Annotated in this window: 13 protein-coding genes; all 13 read right to left on the bottom strand. The window is 58.6% G+C overall.

The window, feature by feature from the left end:
• Window positions 1–23 precede the first annotated feature (23 nt).
• Window positions 24–1,220 (bottom strand): tRNA 2-thiouridine(34) synthase MnmA, encoded by a 1,197-nt coding sequence (gene mnmA, locus ACQZ5Y_RS06795; protein WP_003511375.1) that lies wholly within the window; start codon window positions 1,218–1,220, stop codon window positions 24–26.
• Between the two features lie 205 nt (window positions 1,221–1,425).
• Window positions 1,426–2,616 carry an OpgC family protein gene (locus ACQZ5Y_RS06790; RefSeq protein ID WP_035199646.1) on the bottom strand — a complete coding sequence of 397 codons (1,191 nt, stop codon included), beginning with the start codon at window positions 2,614–2,616 and terminating at the stop codon, window positions 1,426–1,428.
• A gap of 489 nt (window positions 2,617–3,105) precedes the next feature.
• Window positions 3,106–4,188, bottom strand: coding sequence for a Tim44 domain-containing protein (locus ACQZ5Y_RS06785; protein ID WP_111788882.1), 1,083 nt, complete (start codon window positions 4,186–4,188; stop codon window positions 3,106–3,108).
• A 225-nt stretch (window positions 4,189–4,413) separates the two neighbouring features.
• Window positions 4,414–6,009 carry a phosphoglycerate dehydrogenase gene (gene serA / locus ACQZ5Y_RS06780; RefSeq protein ID WP_003511378.1) on the bottom strand — a complete coding sequence of 532 codons (1,596 nt, stop codon included), beginning with the start codon at window positions 6,007–6,009 and terminating at the stop codon, window positions 4,414–4,416.
• An 83-nt stretch (window positions 6,010–6,092) separates the two neighbouring features.
• Window positions 6,093–7,271: a phosphoserine transaminase gene (locus ACQZ5Y_RS06775; protein WP_003511379.1), complete on the bottom strand. Its 1,179-nt coding sequence runs from the start codon at window positions 7,269–7,271 to the stop codon at window positions 6,093–6,095.
• 216 nt (window positions 7,272–7,487) lie between these two features.
• Window positions 7,488–8,333 carry an outer membrane protein gene (locus tag ACQZ5Y_RS06770; protein ID WP_174060098.1) on the bottom strand — a complete coding sequence of 282 codons (846 nt, stop codon included), beginning with the start codon at window positions 8,331–8,333 and terminating at the stop codon, window positions 7,488–7,490.
• 188 nt (window positions 8,334–8,521) lie between these two features.
• Entirely contained in the window at window positions 8,522–9,874 is a 1,353-nt protein-coding gene (gene glmM / locus ACQZ5Y_RS06765) for a phosphoglucosamine mutase (RefSeq protein WP_003511381.1), read from the bottom strand.
• A gap of 188 nt (window positions 9,875–10,062) precedes the next feature.
• Window positions 10,063–12,027 (bottom strand): ATP-dependent zinc metalloprotease FtsH, encoded by a 1,965-nt coding sequence (gene ftsH, locus ACQZ5Y_RS06760; RefSeq protein ID WP_013761814.1) that lies wholly within the window; start codon window positions 12,025–12,027, stop codon window positions 10,063–10,065.
• 154 nt (window positions 12,028–12,181) lie between these two features.
• Window positions 12,182–13,519 (bottom strand): tRNA lysidine(34) synthetase TilS, encoded by a 1,338-nt coding sequence (tilS, locus tag ACQZ5Y_RS06755; RefSeq protein WP_174060099.1) that lies wholly within the window; start codon window positions 13,517–13,519, stop codon window positions 12,182–12,184.
• A gap of 30 nt (window positions 13,520–13,549) precedes the next feature.
• Window positions 13,550–14,542: a tol-pal system protein YbgF gene (ybgF, locus tag ACQZ5Y_RS06750; RefSeq protein ID WP_003511385.1), complete on the bottom strand. Its 993-nt coding sequence runs from the start codon at window positions 14,540–14,542 to the stop codon at window positions 13,550–13,552.
• A gap of 158 nt (window positions 14,543–14,700) precedes the next feature.
• The gene (gene pal, locus ACQZ5Y_RS06745) at window positions 14,701–15,234 is read right to left on the bottom strand and encodes a peptidoglycan-associated lipoprotein Pal (RefSeq protein WP_003511386.1); all 534 of its coding nucleotides are present in this window, start codon (window positions 15,232–15,234) and stop codon (window positions 14,701–14,703) included.
• A gap of 210 nt (window positions 15,235–15,444) precedes the next feature.
• Window positions 15,445–16,752, bottom strand: a complete 1,308-nt coding sequence (gene tolB / locus ACQZ5Y_RS06740; RefSeq protein ID WP_003511387.1) for a Tol-Pal system beta propeller repeat protein TolB — start codon at window positions 16,750–16,752, stop codon at window positions 15,445–15,447.
• A gap of 20 nt (window positions 16,753–16,772) precedes the next feature.
• A complete protein-coding gene (locus ACQZ5Y_RS06735) occupies window positions 16,773–17,942 on the bottom strand; it encodes a hypothetical protein (protein WP_013761817.1) in 1,170 nt (389 codons plus the stop codon).

Genomic DNA, 17,942 nt, shown 5'->3' with positions numbered 1-17,942 from the left:
ACGACGGTGAAAACCGAATTGTTTCAGGCAGCAACCGGCTTTTCCAAAAGTGCCTTCAGCGAAGCCTCGGCGTCCACCGAGCGTTCCGAACGTTCGATGAAACCGCCACCGTAAACGCGGGCATCAGCGCCCGGTGCAGAATAGAGCACGCAGGCCTGACCAGGAGCAACACCCGCCTCGCCGGTCATCAAATCCACGTAGATGCCGTTTTCATCGGCATGCAACATCGCTTCGGTTGGCGGGCGGGTGGAGCGCACCTTGGCGAAGCAGGCAAAGCCCTGCCGGGCCTCGTCCGCAAGCGCGCCATCGCCAAGCCAGTTCATGTCTCGCAGATAGACACGGCGGGTCTCCAGCGCCTCCCGCGGACCGACGATGACCCTGCGGCCACGCGCATCGAGATGCACGACGTACAGCGGCTCTCCAGTCGCGACACCAATACCCCGGCGCTGACCGATGGTATAATGCACGATACCGTCATGGCGGCCGAGTACGCGCCCGTCCAGATGGACGATATCGCCCGCCAACGCCGCATTTGGCTTCAGCTTGTTGATGATATCGGTATATTTGCCCTGCGGTACGAAACAGATGTCCTGACTGTCGGCCTTCTTGGCGACGACGAGACCCATGTCTTCCGCCAGCGCGCGTGTTTCGGCCTTGGAGAGACCGCCGAGCGGAAACCGCAGATAGTCGATCTGCTCCTGCGTCGTTGCAAACAGGAACCAGCTCTGGTCACGATCGCTATCGATCGGGCGATAGAGCGCGCGGCGTCCTGGTTGGCCGGCAACGGGATTGGGACGCGAGCGGATGTAGTGGCCGGTCGCCAGCGCATCTGCGCCGAGTTCCTGAGCAGTGGCGAGCAGATCGGCGAATTTTACCGTCTGGTTGCAGGCAACGCAGGGGATCGGCGTTTCACCCATCGCATAGGCTTCGGCAAAGGGATTGATGACGGTTTCGCGGAACCGCGCTTCATAATCCAGCACATAGTGGGGAATGCCGAGCGTTTCGCAGACCCTGCGCGCATCGTCAATATCCTGTCCCGCACAGCAGGAGCCGGCGCGGTGCACAGCCGCACCGTGGTCGTAAAGCTGGAGAGTTATGCCGAGGACGTCATAGCCCTCGCGCTTGAGGATACCGGCCACAACCGAAGAATCGACGCCACCGGACATGGCGACAACGATCCGGGTGTCTTCCGGCCTCTTGTCAAAATCGAGCGTATTCACGTTTTTTCCCATCGTCAGTCATAACGGGGGTAAAGGCCCCGCCGCCTGTCGGTCATCCGCTGCGGGAAGCCTTAGTCGAAAAAGACTGTCCTGCCTCGCCATCATGCGGATTTAAGGGCTGCATATAGAAAGGAATGGCCGCGCACGCAAGTACGGGGCGGAAAACCGCCCCGTAAAGCCATCAGAGTGAGGTGGTGACCGGTTGTTAAGCGCCCGCCGTCTTCTGGCCGCTGCTGCCAATCCACTTGTCGCGCTCCCTCCACAGGGCCGGCAAAGCCAGCAAGCCTATTGCGGTAAGGGCGATCAGCGTCTTGCTGACCTGCGACAGTTCGGCCGTACGGCCATCCAGATAATAGACGCCATAGACGATAGCCACGTGCCAGACATAGACCTGAAGCGAATGGCGGCCGAGCAGCTGCAGGAATTTCAGCGAGAGCACCCAGATCACGCCCTGCGCAATCGAGCGGACGATCGGGCGGTGATGCTTCGGACCGGCGATCACCAGCCAAGTGAGACCCACACCAACAGCAAGGAAATTGATGAGGTAGACCGGGCCGAAATCGGCACGGATCTCCATCGTGGAGAACTTGCCCATCACGAATTCCGGCATCAGGCCCCAGGCGGTTGCAATACGAAGCGGCATGAAAAACAGGCAGATGAGAAGTGCCGCCTTCGGAAGCCATGTCTGTTGCGGTGAGAAGATCGCCTTCCACGGAATGCGGTTCTGCGCCGTCATCGCGCCCAGCACCAGCGCCGAGTAGAATACAAGCTGCCAACCGAGAAGGTTGAAGCTGACACGGATACCCTGCTCGTCGGCACCCTTGACGAGTTCATTGAGAGGCGTCGTCACGATCTGCTGAAGACCGAGCTGGCCGGCCATCCAGACCAGCAGCGAGCCTGCCATGACATAAGCCCATTTGCCGTCGAGGCAGAGTTTAACGAGGACGGGTGCGAACAGCATGTAAACAATGTACTGCGGCAGAATATCCATGAATGTCGGCTGAAAGAGGAATGTGGCAATCGCCGCCAGACGCAGCGGATCGTCGAACGACGTCATGCCCAGCCAGTTGTACCAGATGTACGGCGCATGCGGGATGACCATGCGGAAGAACAGCACGGCGATGACGAGACCCATCGCATAGCGATAGAGCTCCATCGCCCGGTTCCAGATCATCTGTTTTCCGGCGTCATAGCCATATTTCATCATCTTGCGGGCATAGACCATGCCGATCAGCAGACCAGACAGAAAGACGAAGCCCTGCGCGTCTTCCACGAAGGCAAACTGGCGGTGATTGATTTCCACCAGCCAGAAACCGCCTGCAAACACCAGATGGTTGATCAGCATGAAGACGAGGAAGTAACCACGCATCCCGTCGATCAGGTCAAAGCGTTTCATCTCGATAGCTCTCCGTTCTCGCGGGCCGTGCATTGCCCGGCCACCCAGCCCGGCTTGCGGGAGGCGGGCCGGGAATTGGATTGTCAACGCTGTTTTGCGCCTGTGGTTCCCTTCCCAAAGCGGTTTAGAACCGGCGCGAAAAGTAACATTGACGTGTACGCATGCTGGTTAGGATGCGCGGACTGAACACCGGATGAATGAAAAACGGCAATTCCGTGGAGCAAAAGAGCTATGCGTCAGCGCCACACCTCGACGAAGAGGGCGCAAACCCCTGCATGGCAAGGAAAATGCGGACAGCTACTCGCGGGACGATACAGATATCACCCGTTAGATTTATCAGTCATTTTTTTGGAGAGTTGCGATCTGCCACCGCGATCACTGAATTATCGACGAAAGACAATGTCGCGGCATCACGCATCGCGGCACGCAAAAGCCCGGAGGTTGGTAAAACCTCCGGGCTGTTTCATTCAGACAAGACTACGCGTCGTCTCAGGCAGCGGCCTGAATGGCGGCGACCTGCCAGTTGTCGTTACCGCCACGGCGCACGAAGGTCCACATTTCCACCGCTTCGGACGGATGCTGCTCGTCCCCTTCGATCACCTTGCCGGAGGTGCGGTCGCGCATAATGTCGATGGCGGAGTAGCGCATGGCTACCGTTGCATAGTCCTGGCCCTCTTCGTGCCAGGCTTCGGCAACGTCGCCCTGCAGCAGCGTGACGTCGCGCACGTCGTTTTTCACGCCGCTCGTCGCGTTGTCGCTCAGTTCCTCAGCAAGATAGGACATGGCTTCCGGCGTCGTCAGCTTGCGCAACGTGCCGTAATCTTCAGCCCCATAGGCAGCCTGAACATCCTGCAGCATTTTCTGGAAGACTTCGAGATCGCTCTGGGTAATGCCAATTTCGTCACCTTCGGACATTGCATTGGCATGTGCCACCGGCTTTGCGGTTGCGGCAGTGGCCGCGGCTGCGCCGCCCGCAGCACCGGAAAGCGCGCCGATCTTCGGAATCTTGAACGAGGATGCGGAAGGACCTGCCTGCGGGCCGCCATTAAAGGAGGAGCCGGAATGATCCGTGCGCTGCGATCCGCCTGCGCCACCGAAAGCCGGCTGGCCTTGACGGCGCGATGCGAAGAAACGCATGGCGAACATGACCAGAAGGCCAATCAGCGCCACCTGCAGCAACATACCGAAGAAACCGGCCATGCCGCCGAAACCGCCGCCCATGAGCATGCCGAACAGGCCACCCATCAGCAGTCCGCCCATCAAGCCACCCATCATGCCGCCAAACAGGCCACGGCTCTGCTGCGGTGCCTGCGCACCGGGACGCGCCGGCTGTGCAGCACCGGGCGTCGCCTGGTTCTGCTGGGTGTTAGGAGTCATGCTGCGGTTGATCGGCGCGGTCTGGCCGGGGGCAGTGCTGGTCGACGGCGGCGCGGAAAACGTCCTTGTGCCGCGGCTACCGAAACCGCCGCTCGCACGGCGTGCTTCCGCCATATCGACGGCTACGAAAGATACCGCGATACCAAGCGCGGCGACTGCGAACAAACCTTTGAAGCGCCGAAAGGCAGCAAACATCACTATCTCCTGTTGGCCACCCTCCCATGAGCGGCATATCAGCACGCGATATAGCAACTCATGATCATCATTTTTAGTATGCCCGCCTTAAATTTTTCGTGATATGCAACCAGAGAGAGAAATACGCACACATTTCGGTGAAACCGGCGGTTCAGAAACAAAAAAACCGGCACAGGGTTTCCCCTGCACCGGCCCTTATTGTCCCCTTGGGAGGAACGATAGGTATCAGTCGATGTTGAATGTCAGCGGCCTGACCTGGCGGATTGCCGGGTTGGCGCGCAGCTTGTCCAGCACGTCTTCGGAAACCGGACCATCGACATAAAGAAGCGCGATGGCGTCGCCGCCTTCCTTTTCACGACCGAGCTGGAAGTTGGCAATGTTGACGCCAGCCTCACCAAGCGTGGTGCCCATGAAGCCGATCATGCCGGGAACGTCGGTGTTGGTGATGTAGATCATGTGCGATCCAACATCCGCATCCATGTTAATGTTCTTGATCTGGATGAAGCGCGGCTTGCCATCCGAGAACACCGTACCAGCAACCGAGCGAACCTGGTTTTCAGTCTTGACCGTCAACTTGATGTAACCGTCGTAAACGCCGGTCTTGTCACGCTTGACCTCGGACAGGATAACACCCTTTTCCTTGATCATAACAGGCGCGGAAACCATGTTCACATCCGCAACCTGGCTGCGGATAAGGCCCGCCAGCAACGCGCTGGTCAGCGCCTTGGTGTTCATGTTGGCGGTTGCGCCATCATAAAGGATTTCGATTTCCTTGGTGGCGCTTTCCTGCACCTGACCGACGAAGGAGCCGAGAACATCCGCCAGACGGATGAAGGGCTTCAGGCGCGGTGCTTCTTCCGCCGTGATCGATGGCATGTTGATGGCGTTGGAGACGGCACCCTTGACCAGATAATCCGACATCTGCTCGGCAACCTGAAGTGCAACGTTTTCCTGTGCTTCCGTGGTCGAAGCGCCGAGATGCGGCGTGCAGACGACATTGGGAAGACCAAAAAGCGGGCTTTCGGTGGCGGGCTCGACTTCGAAAACGTCAAAGCCTGCACCGGCGACATGGCCGGACTTGATGGCGTCGGCAAGAGCCGCCTCATCCACCAGACCGCCACGGGCGCAATTGACGATACGTACGCCCTTCTTGGTCTTGGCAAGGTTTTCGGCATTGAGGATGCCGCGTGTCTTGTCGGTCATCGGCACATGCAGGGTGATGAAATCGGCCTGCGCCAACAGCTCGTCCAGCTCAACCTTCGTCACGCCCATTTCCTGCGCGCGCTCCGGCGACAGGAAGGGATCGTAGGCCAGAACGTGCATCTTCAGGCCAAGTGCGCGCGAGCAGACGATGGAGCCGATGTTGCCGGCACCGATGACGCCGAGCGTCTTGCCGGTGATTTCGACACCCATGAATTTCGACTTTTCCCACTTACCCGCCTGCGTGGAGCTATCGGCAGCCGGAAGCTGACGCGCGACGGCGAACATCAGCGCAATCGCATGTTCGGCAGTGGTGATAGAGTTGCCGAACGGCGTGTTCATGACGATGATACCGCGGCGCGAAGCGGCCGGGATATCGACGTTATCGACGCCGATACCGGCGCGGCCGATGACCTTGAGATTGGTCGCCGCTTCGATCAGCTTTTCGGTCGCCTTCGTGGCGGAACGAATGGCAAGACCATCGTAATTGCCGATGATTTCAGCCAGCTTGTCCTTGTCCTTGCCGAGTTTCGGCTGGAAATCGACTTCGACGCCACGATCACGGAAAATCTGGACGGCGGTTTCCGACAGTTCGTCGGATACGAGTACGCGAGGTGCCATGGTTCAGGGGCTCCTTGAAAAACGGTGCAGTTTTAAAAGCGGGAAATCGGCGGCCCTGCATCAACGCAGGGCCGGTATCAAAATCAGGCGGCAGCCTTGGAAAGTGTTGCCTTCTGCGTCTGGTAGGCCCAGGCGAGCCAGGGCATGACGGCTTCCATATCGGCCGTCTCGATGGTTGCGCCGGCCCAGATGCGCAGACCGGACGGTGCGTCACGGTAAGCGCCGATATCGAGGGCGACATTTTCCTTTTCAAGCAGGGCAACGATGCCCTTGGCGAAATCTGCCTGCGCAGCAGCATCCAGCGCCTGTACGTCGGGATCGACGATCTTCAGGCAGACGGAGGTGTTGGAGCGGGTTTCCGGCTTGACGGCCAGGTTGGCGATCCAGTCGTTCTTCTCGATAAAGTCGTAGATGACCTTGGCATTGGCATCAGCACGGCCAATCAGCGCCTTCAGGCCACCAAGGTTCTTCGCCCACAGCAGCGCGTCGATATAATCCTCAACGCAGAGCATGGACGGGGTGTTGATGGTTTCGCCAGTGAAGATGCCTTCGATGAGCTTGCCGCCGGAGACCATGCGGAAGATTTTCGGCAGCGGCCATGCCGGCGCGTAGCTCAGCAGACGCTCGACAGCGCGCGGCGAAAGAATGATGACGCCGTGGCCACCCTCGCCGCCCAGAACCTTCTGCCAGGAGAAGGTGACGACGTCGAGCTTTGCAAAGTCCATATCCTGCGCGAAGGCCGCCGAGGTGGCATCGCAGATCGTCAAACCCTTGCGGTCAGCAGGAATGAAATCGGCATTGGGAACGCGGACACCGGAGGTGGTGCCGTTCCAGGTGAAAACCACATCGCGGTCGAAATCGACTTCTGCCAGGTTCGGCAGCAGACCGTAATCGGCCTCCAACTTGCGTACGTCCTTCAGCTTCAGCTGCTTGACGACATCGGTGACCCAGCCGGCACCGAAGCTTTCCCAGGCAAGCATATCGACGCCGCGTTCACCGAGCAGCGACCAAAGGGCCATTTCAACGGCGCCGGTGTCGGACGCGGGAACAATGCCGATGCGATAATCGGCGGGAACATTGAGAATTTCACGGGTGAGATCGATGGCCTGCTTCAGCTTGGCTTTGCCAACCTTGGCGCGATGCGAGCGACCGAGCGGTGCATCGGAGAGAGCATCTAGCGACCAACCGGGACGCTTCGAGCAGGGACCAGAAGAAAAATGCGTATTGCCCGGACGGAGGTCCGGCTTCACTATATCTGTCATTTGACTACCCTTTCAGATAGGCGCCTCTCGTTAGGGAGAGGTGTCCTGACGCCGTTGCTATTCCTCTCACCGGCCTCCGTCAAGCGGAATATGTCGCTACGCATGAGAATTTTAGTCCATATGCGTCATGCGACGAATTGGATACCGCTGAAAACAAAAACCGCCCGCACCGGAGGAGGATGCGAGCGGCTTGAAGCTAACAGTCGGGCGTGACGTTTATTTATAAACGGCAGGCTGCAGCGGAATATCGGCAGGCGGCATGTATTGCGCGGTATCGCAGCCGTTAAAGACATAACGGCCACCAACGCGAACCTCATGCGAATACAGACCCTTGTCGCGGCCAGGACCGCCACCATTCGCAAAATCGAACATGTCGCCCTTGTTGATCTGGCGGAAGCGGTAACCGACATCTGCCTTCAGATTACAGGTAACATCGATCGATGCACCGGCCATCAGGGCATAGGCGAAGCGCCACTTGCCTCTGCCGCCATGTTCGGTGGTCGGGTCGCAGCCAAGGCCATTGGTGCTACACGAAGTATTGCGCAGCTTATCCCATTTGACGTAGGAGCCGCCGATACCGCCGCCAACATAAGGCGTGATGCGGCCATAGGTACCAAGATCGACATAGGCGTTTGCCATCAGCGTATATGCTCTAATCGAGCTGAGATCCGCTGAAACGCAGGGACCGGGCACGGAACCACAGCCGCCGATGGTAGAACCGCGGAAATCCGATTTACCCATGTAATCGAAGGTTACGTCACTGCGGAAATAGTTGTTGAACTGATAACCGACACCGGCGCCGACGATGTAGCTATCCTTGACATTAGCCGTATCGAAATCGGCGAGATAACCACCCGGTCCACCCTGATAATAGTTGGCGCCGCGAAGCTTGTTGAAGGAATAACCGACGTCGCCGCGCAGATACCAACCACTTGCCTGCGTGATCTGCACTTCGGGTGCCTCTACATAGGCAGGTGCAGGTTCAGCTTGATAAAGATCGGCAGCGAAGGCGCTCGTGCCGGTCATCAGAACGGCCAGAATGCCGGCCAAAGCGTTTTTCATGACTTCCACTCCAGAAGAGGCACCTGCCGTTGCGGCAGCAAATGCCAGTGAACTGTTCAGTCACGGAGATTGGCGTAAAATGGTTAAGTCCCGATTAACCACGATCATTCACTATATTTATTAGGCAATACTCAAAGAAAAAGCCGACTCGAAAGCCGGCTTTTTCTTTTCACATTTGGTGGCGCAATTTATGCAGCCGAGCGGGCATTGGTGATGACCCCGACGAGATCGTTGACGATCTGCTCCACCTTCGCACTATCGTCGCCCTCCGCCATGACGCGGATCAAAGGCTCCGTACCGGAGGGGCGGATAACGAGGCGGCCATTATTGGCCAATGCGCTTTCCGCATCGGCGATCGCCTGCTGCACGATCGGATTTTCCAATGGCTTGCCGCCGGAAATACGGACGTTCTTCAAAAGCTGCGGCACCGGCTCGAACTTGCGGCAAACCTCGCTGACGGTGAGGCCCGAACGTTTGACCTTGGCGAGAACCTGCAAAGCTGCCACCAGCCCATCGCCGGTCGTGCCGTAATCCGACAAGACGATGTGGCCGGACTGCTCACCGCCGACGTTGAAATTGTGGTTGCGCATATGTTCGACAACATAACGGTCGCCCACCTTGGTGCGGGCAAGGGTGAGACCCTTGTCGCCAAGGAAACGCTCAAGACCGAGATTGGACATCACGGTTGCGACGATGCCGCCACCACGCAGGGTATTGTCGGAAGCCCAGCTGTCGGCAATCACCGCCATGAGCTGGTCGCCATCGACGATCTCGCCGCGTTCGTCGACGATGATGACACGGTCCGCATCGCCATCGAGCGCGATGCCGATATCGGCCCGCACCTCATGCACCTTTTTCTGCAGGGCTTCCGGGTGGGTGGAGCCGCATTCGAGATTGATATTGATACCGTTCGGCTCGTTGCCGATGGTAACGACTTCGGCGCCCAGTTCCCAGAGTGCTGCGGGAGCCACTTTGTAGGCGGCGCCATTGGCACAGTCGATGGCGATCCTGAGCCCGCTCAGCGTCACATCACGCGGCAGGGTACGTTTGACGAATTCGATATAGCGGTAGATATCGCCATCCACGCGCTTGGCGCGTCCGATCTCGCTCGGCTTGGCGAGCTGGGCATAGAGATCCTTGTCGAGAAGATCTTCGATTTCCAGCTCAAGCTCGTCGGAAAGCTTGTATCCGTCGGGTCCGAAAAGCTTGATTCCATTATCGGAAAATGGGTTGTGCGACGCCGAGATCATTACGCCGATATCGGCCCGCAGCGAGCGGGTCAGCATGGCAACAGCGGGGGTTGGAATGGGCCCGAGCAGGAAGACATCAAGGCCTGCCGCGGTGAAACCTGCGACCAGCGCGTTTTCCAGCATGTAGCCCGAAAGCCGGGTATCCTTGCCGATCACGACACGATGGCGATGATGGCCCCGGCGGAAGATCGTTCCGACCGCAATGCCCACACGCATCGCCAGATCCGGCGTCATGGGGAAGACGTTCGATTGTCCGCGGATACCATCGGTTCCGAAATAACGGCGTGCCATTTGAACTCCAAATCTTTCGGGCATTCCGGCATAGCATAAAACTGCCGGAAGCGTTTTTGGCTAAATGCCACAAACCACGATAAACAGCACGTAAATTACCGCAAAAATGGCTTATATCTTGTTACCAAACTGAAAAGGCCACCCGGAAAACCGGATGGCCTTTTTCAATAGTCGTCTTGGCCAGGCAATCAGTGCGGCTGCGGCTCCATGCCGCCTTCAGCCTCGCCGTCGCCCTTGGCTTCGCCGTCACCCTTGACTTCGCTTGGACCGTCCTTCTTGGTGCCTGCTTTCGGAACAGCCGAGCCACGGCTGCCAGGAGAATCGTCACCCAGATCGCGTGCCGGCTTCTCGCCCCTCAGCAAAGCCTTAATCTCGTCGCCCGTGAGGGTTTCGTATTCCAGAAGACCCTCGGCAATAGCAACGAACCCGTCGTGATTGTCCGTCAGGATACGACGTGCCTCTGTATAGGCCTCGTCGATCAGGCGGCGGACTTCGGTGTCGATCGTCTGAGCCGTTGCCTCGGAGACATTCTTGGACTGCGAGACGGAATGGCCAAGGAAGACTTCCTGCTGGTTTTCACCATAGGCGACCTGGCCGAGAGCGTCGGAGAAGCCCCATTGCGTTACCATGGCGCGGGCAAGCTTGGTGGCCTGTTCGATGTCCGAAGATGCGCCGGAGGTGATGTTTTCCTTGCCGAAGGTCAACTCCTCGGCAACGCGGCCACCCATCATGATCACCAGACGCGACACCATCCATTTGTAACTCATGGAGTAGCGGTCACCTTCAGGCAACTGCATGACCATGCCGAGTGCACGGCCGCGCGGAATAATTGTCGCCTTGTGCAGCGGATCAGCCAAAGCAACCTTGAGCGCGGTAATCGCATGCCCCGCCTCGTGGTAAGCGGTCAGTTTCTTTTCCGCTTCGGTCATGGCGGAGGAGCGGCGTTCCGCACCCATCATGATCTTGTCCTTGGCGTCCTCGAACTCCTGCATGGTAACCACGCGCTTGTTACGGCGAGCAGCCATCAGGGCGGCTTCGTTGACGAGGTTCATCAAGTCAGCGCCCGAGAAACCGGGGGTGCCACGTGCCAGAACCTTGAGATCGACATTCGGAGCCAGCGGCACGTTGCGAACGTGAACCTTGAGGATGCGCTCACGGCCGACGATATCCGGGTTCGGCACGACGACCTGACGGTCGAAACGGCCGGGACGCAGAAGCGCGGGATCGAGAACGTCCGGACGGTTGGTAGCGGCGATGAGGATGATGCCTTCATTTGCCTCGAAGCCGTCCATCTCGACCAGCAGCTGGTTCAGCGTCTGTTCGCGTTCGTCATTGCCACCGCCGAGACCGGCGCCGCGATGACGACCGACAGCGTCGATTTCGTCGATGAAGATGATGCACGGCGCATTCTTCTTGGCCTGCTCGAACATGTCACGCACACGGCTTGCGCCGACGCCGACGAACATTTCCACGAAGTCAGAACCGGAAATGGTGAAGAACGGCACATTAGCTTCACCCGCGACGGAGCGCGCCAGTAGCGTCTTACCAGTACCTGGAGGGCCGACCAGCAGCACGCCGCGCGGAATCTTGCCGCCGAGGCGCTGGAACTTCTGCGGATCGCGCAGGAATTCCACGATTTCCTCAAGGTCCTGCTTGGCTTCGTCCACACCTGCGACGTCGTCAAACGTCACGCGGCCGTGCGCTTCCGTCAAAAGCTTGGCCTTTGACTTGCCAAAGCCCATCGCGCCGCGCGAACCGCCCTGCATCTGCCGCATGAAGAACAGCCAGACGCCGAGGATGAGGAACATCGGCAAAAGCGTGCCGAGATAGCTCAAAAAACCGGAAGAACCGTCGCTCTCGGGACGCGCGACGATGGTGACGTTCTTGCTCTGCAAGCGCTCCATCAAGCTGTCGTCGATTACTGGGGAATAGGTCTGAAAGGCCGTGCCGTTCTCGGTATAGGTTCCGAGAACCCGGTTACCGGTGACGGTCACGTCGCGAACTCGCCCGGAATCCACATCGCGGAGAAACTGGGAATACGGAATTTCCCGCGAACCCGTTTGCGTCGGCGAAGTCTGGAACATGCTGAACAAAGCGATCAGCAAGAGGGCAATCACGGCCCACAAGGCGAAATTTCTGAAATTTGGGTTCATCGAACTCCCCGAACTCACACGGACATGTTTGCTGCCCGCTATTACTCGACCCTAACATAAGGACGACATCTGCCGTTGCCAAGGCAAAGGGCGTTATCTGATGCGTTTTGGTGTAAAAACTATTCCAAGGCAATTCACGAAAAAGAGGCCGGATTTAAACCGGCGGCTGTGGATAGGCCGCACGGCCGAATAAAACCGCGATGGCATTCGCCAACTCAAGGTCGAAGCGCGGCAGAAAAAGATCGAAGGGGGCAAGCCTCGGCACGATACTGATGGCACCTTCCGAAGAGGCTCGACCGGGAACCAACGTGGCAATTTGCGGTAGGATCGCCATCGCCTGTTTTGCAATCCCTGGCGGCACCGCTGGAAAAAGCGCTGCCGCATCCACAATGCCACCCGTCCTGCCCGCCGCAATATTGACCGGAAAAGCCGATGTGTTTTTCACAAGGAAACGATCGTCCCAGAGGCCCTGCCCACCAGCCTCGACTTGCAGTTCCGGCATATTCCGATGCTCGCGGAAAAGATAAAGCCCGTCCTTTCGGCGATCGAGAAGAACGCGGCCAACCGTTATCCGCCCGTTCTCACCGGTTTTTAGAAACTGCAACACCCGATCCATGCTGCTGGCCGCCGGGAAATAGGCCCTTCCACCGAGATTAGCGATGAGCACCGCTAGCCCGTGCCGAAATTCGGGAAGATCGGGCATCAGGCCTTCAACCGACAATCTGGCGAGCGTGGCGTGAAAGACTTCTACGTTTTGTTGGAGAAAAAAGGCGGTTTTCTCGGAATATGCCTGTCGTTTAACAGCGGCCTGCGCATCAAACGGCGGCGGAGAGTCGGAAAGCGACTGCCGCACACGAACCCGCTCGTAGCGCGCGTTGTCATTACTCGGGTCGTCAAACCAGCCACGCGAGCGAGATGATACGAAATCGCGGATCTCCTGTCTTTCACAGGTCAGAAACGGCCGCATGATCCAGTGGCGTCCACCGTATAAGACAGCATCCGCCATGCCGGCGAGGCCGAGATTTTCGCTACTGCCGCTTCTGGCGGCACGCATCGCCACGGTTTCCCGCTGGTCGCCAAGAGTATGCCCCGTCACGACGAGATCAGCGCCAATGTCGCTCGCAACGTCGGCGATCAGACTATATCGGGCAAGACGAGAGGCTTCGGAAATGCCGGAAGCGGGTTTGGGGTCATCCCATCGGCGCACGGTATGCGGGATACCGAGTTCCGCGCAGAGCAGGGAGACCTTGTGAGCCTCATCAGCGGATTCCGCCCTTAGGGCATGGTCAACCGTGACGGCGGAAAGCCGCACCCGGTCGAGGTCTGCCTCCGCCCTCGCCTCATGCATTGCCAGCAACAGACCGGTGGAATCGCTACCGCCGGAGATTGCGATGAGAATATGGACGGGTTTGCGAAGATTTTCGACAAAGGACCTTGCCGCAGCGAGCGGCGCAACCGTCTTTTCGTTCAAAATGCGGACATCAACCGGCATGAAAAGACCGCCGCCATGGCAGGAGCAAGATCAGCAGCTCAGCCGCTTCTGTTCGCTGGCAACCTTGTTCAGCACAGTCTTTGAAGCACTGGGATAACGCTTCGGCACTTCCCGCAGCGTGGCGCAGGCGGTCTCGGTGTTGTCCAGAGCTGCAAGCGACATGCCGAGCTTCATCAGCATTTCCGGTGCTTTCGGAGACTTGCCATAGGTCTGATGGCCGTTCAGGAAAGTTTTTGCGGCCTCGTTGAACTTGCCCTGCGAATATTGTGCCTCGCCCAGCCAGAAGCTGGCATCGGCGGCCTTGGTGCCCTTCGGGTAACCCTGGAGATATTGCTGGAACCCCTGCTCCGCCAGCTTGTAATCGCCGGAAAGAACATGGCCGTAAGCAGCCTGATAGATATCGCCCTCGCTGGTGAGTGCTGCAGTGTTGACCGGATCGGTCTTGCGCGAACCGTTGCCGGTGGTAACGCCCGGAAGACTACCGGAAGAATTGTTGGCACCCTGGTTCAATGAGCCACCGATCGGCATGCCCTTGGAATCAAGCTCGATGGAGCCAAGCGTCGTCTCTCCCGGTGCACTCGTCGGCGCGTTCGCGGAAGAGGACGGCGAAACGGAAGCGCCACCCTGAGGTGGCGTTTCGATGATCGTTGCAACGTCGTCGCTCGGCGGAGCGGCCGGAGTGGCCTCCGCCTTCTTTTTCGGCGCGGTGGTACTCGCGCCTTTGCCGCCTTCCAGTTCCTGGAAACGGAATTCATTGTCTTCCTGCGCCTTGCGGATCGTTTCCTGCATCTGCAAAAGCTGGAAGCTCATTTCTTCGATACGGCCGTTGAGCTGCCGGATCTGTTCTTCAAGCTGCTGAACCTTATAGGCTTCATTGGCCTGAACCCGCACAATTGGGACCTGCTGAGAGTTGATCGTGCCGAAGCTACCCCCCGCACCGAACAGCGGACCCGAAACGGCTGTGCCGCTCAAGCCGGTGCAGGCTGCAAGCCCCAGCATTCCCGCCACGACAAGTTTCTTCATCTCATTTGCCCTGCCTTAACTGATTTGCACCGGAATGGCGCAAGCCGGATTTTTTCCATATCAACCGAAAAAGCAACTTAACTTCGGCCAAACTATGAAAAAAACGAAAGGCGGCCCATAGACCGCCTTCCATTCGAGATCACAAAAGCGTCAGGCGATTACATGCCTGCGCCACCGAGAACCGTCACAGCGCGGCGGTTCTGCGACCAGCAGGAAATGTCATCGCAGACGGCGACCGGCTTTTCCTTGCCGTAGGAGATCGTCTTCATGCGGCTTGCCGGAACGCCCTGTGATGCCAGGAAGTCACGGGTTGCAGCGGCACGACGGGCGCCGAGCGCCAGGTTGTATTCACGCGTACCGCGCTCGTCGGCATGGCCTTCGACGGTGATGGCGTATTTCGGGTAACGGGCAAGCCACTGTGCCTGGCGCTGCAGCGTCTGCTGCGCGTCTGCACGGATGGACGTCGAGTCCGTATCAAAGAAGATGCGGTCGCCAACATTAACCGTGAAGTCCTGCTGGGAGCCGGGCGTCGCAGAGCCCGCACCGCCGAGACCAAGCTCACCGGCGCTATTCGGCATGTTCTTCTTGTTCGCGCAGCCTGCGAGAGCAAGAGCGAGCGTCATGGCGATAACAGCCGGATTACGGGCCAGTTTCTGCATCGGGCTGAGTGCCGAAGTGTGTGTACGGCTCATCGCCGGTCTCTCCTTGGGATTGCAATAACGTTGCCAGACACTAACGGATCGAGGTTAATAGCCGACAAACGCTTATGGTTAACAGAAAGGAAACGTCCCACTTTTTTGCTCCCTCACAACACTTTGCGGCAAGAAAGAGGCAGTTTCCCGTACGGCATGTGTAAAAACATGACGGCGCCGGTTGGGCCGGCGCCGTCATGGCAGTCAATATCAGTCCAGAAGCGGCGACCAGGCCGGGTCCGAAGCGAAGGTGGGAGTCTTGATCAGCTGTTCGTTGTAGCCGGTCAAGTCGATCGAATAGAGCTGCGGACCGCCAGCGCCAGCGTTCTGGCGGAAGAACATCAGCACACGGCCGTTCGGCGCCCATGTTGGGCCTTCATTATGAAAGCCGCTGGTCAGAATGCGCTCACCCGAACCGTCGGTTTTCATCACGCCAATCGAGAACTTGCCGCCCGATTGTTTTGTGAAGGCGATCAGATCGCCGCGTGGCGACCAGACCGGCGTGGAATACGACCCGTCGCCGAACGAAATACGCTGCTGTCCTGAACCATCGGCATTCATTACGTAAATTTGCTGACGGCCGCCACGGTCGCTTTCAAAGGCAACACGTTGCCCATCCGGGGAGAATGACGGTGCAGTATCGATCGCGGACGTGTTCGTCAGGCGCGTCGTGGTTCGTGAGCGCAGGTCCATGGTGTAGATATTGGCGTTACCATCCTGCTGAAGGCTCATGATGACCTTCTGGCCATCCGGCGAGAAGCGCGGCGAGAATGTCATGCCGGGGAAATTACCGACCACTTCGCGCTGTCCGGTTTCCAGCTGCAGCAGGTAAACGCGCGGCTGCTGGCCTTCAAACGACATGTAGGTGACTTCCTGACGGTTCGGCGAAAAACGCGGCGTCAGAACGATGTCGTTCGAATTGGTGAGGTTACGGACGTTGAAGCCGTCCTGGTCCATGATCGACAGCTGACGCTTGCGGGCTGTCTTCGGGCCGCTTTCGGAGACGAAAACGACGCGGGTATCGAAGTAACCCTTTTCACCGGTGACGCGCTCATAAATGGCGTCCGCGATGATGTGGGCGACACGGCGCCAGTTTTCCGGCTGCGTGAAGAACTGCTGCCCGGTCATCTGCTGGCCTGCGAAAGTATCCCAAAGGCGGAACTCCGCACGCAGACGGCCATCGCTTTCACGCGTCACGCGGCCCGTTACGAGTGCCTGCGCGTTGATAACCTTCCAGTCCTCAAAACGCGGCTGCTGATCCGGGTTGGCGATTTTTTCGATGAAGGCACTCTTGTTGACTGGCGCAAACAGGCCGGAACGCTGCAGATCGGCAGCAATTACGGCCGATACCTGCGCGCCGATGCCGTCACCCGAGATGAAGTCGGTGATGGCGATGGGCAAGGGTTCGACGTTGCCCTTGTTGATGTTGATTTCCACCCGCGCAAAAGCCGGTGCGGAGAAAACCGACATAAGGGCCGCGACAGCGAGCACCAGCCGGATCGGCGAAAATATCTTCATGTTGCCAGGCCTTTCAGCATTCATAGCAATTCACTGGGATCGAAATTCACTACGACTTCGTTCCATGCATCATATTTGTCGGCAGGAAGGTTCGTGAACGGAGCAGAACGCATGATGGCGCGATAGGCACCACCGGAAAGGGCGCGACGCGTTCCCTCGGAACCACCCGTTGCTTCGATCTCGGGTCGGCCGATGATGGATCCATCACGGTCAAGCTTCATGGTGACCCGAACGCGAACGTCCGAGGCATCCGCCATGCCGGGAATGATCTGCCAGTTTTTCTGGATTGCGCCACGCAGCGCATCCATTTCCGTCTGGCTGAGCGTCGAACCGCCCGTGGTCTTTTTGCCGCCAAGCGATGCCTGCTGGGTGGAGCGCTTTGCACCACCACCGGAGGGCGCCTGCTTGTTCAAAAGCGCGGCAACATCGTCAGCGTTAAAATCGCTTTCCTTCGACGAAGCGGATTTCGCCGTTTCCTGCTTTTTCTCACCCGGCTTCTTGTCGGAAGGCTTGTCCGTGGACTTTGCCTGATCGGGCTTGGTCTCTGCAGGCTTCTCAGCGGGCTTCTGCTCGGCAGGTTTGGTCTCAGCCTGTTTCGGCACTTCCGGCTTCGGCGGCTCCGGGCGGGAATTCGGGCGCGGCACATTCGGCGGCACGGGAATTTCGGCCGGTTCCTGTTGCACCGGGGGTGGCTCTTCCGCTTTCGTTTCCTGCGGCGGCGGCTCCGTCTTCGGTTGCGGCGCGATCTCGGGCTTGGTCTGCGGCAAGGCGGCCATTTCCTGCGGCTTCGGAGCCGAGGTCTCTTCCTTGACGATTTCCTTCACCTCATTCGCCTTGGTGTCGACAACCGGCTGCGGCTTTTCCTGCTTTGGCGGAGCGGCCGCACTGATATTGTCGTTCGGCTTTGTAGTAGGCGTCGGCGGCGCTTCTATATCGGCCACGTTGTTGCCGACATTCTGTGCGTTCGGAACGATATCCGGACGTGTAGTCGGAACCGGGGCCGACTTTTCCGCCTTCGGCGCGTTCTTGTCGCCTTGCTGGATCTGGCTCAATTCCTCGATTGGCACCAGCTCCACAGGCAGTGCCTCAGCCTGCGACACGTCAAGAGGCTCCGGCGAGCCCAGGGAAACGAGGGCGAAAGCCAGAAGCGATGCGTGCACGATCGCGGATGTGGTAAGGCTGCCCTTCAT

The sequence above is a fragment of the Agrobacterium sp. A3-95 genome (assembly GCF_053521785.1).
This window is presented reverse-complemented; position numbering and strand designations above follow the sequence as displayed.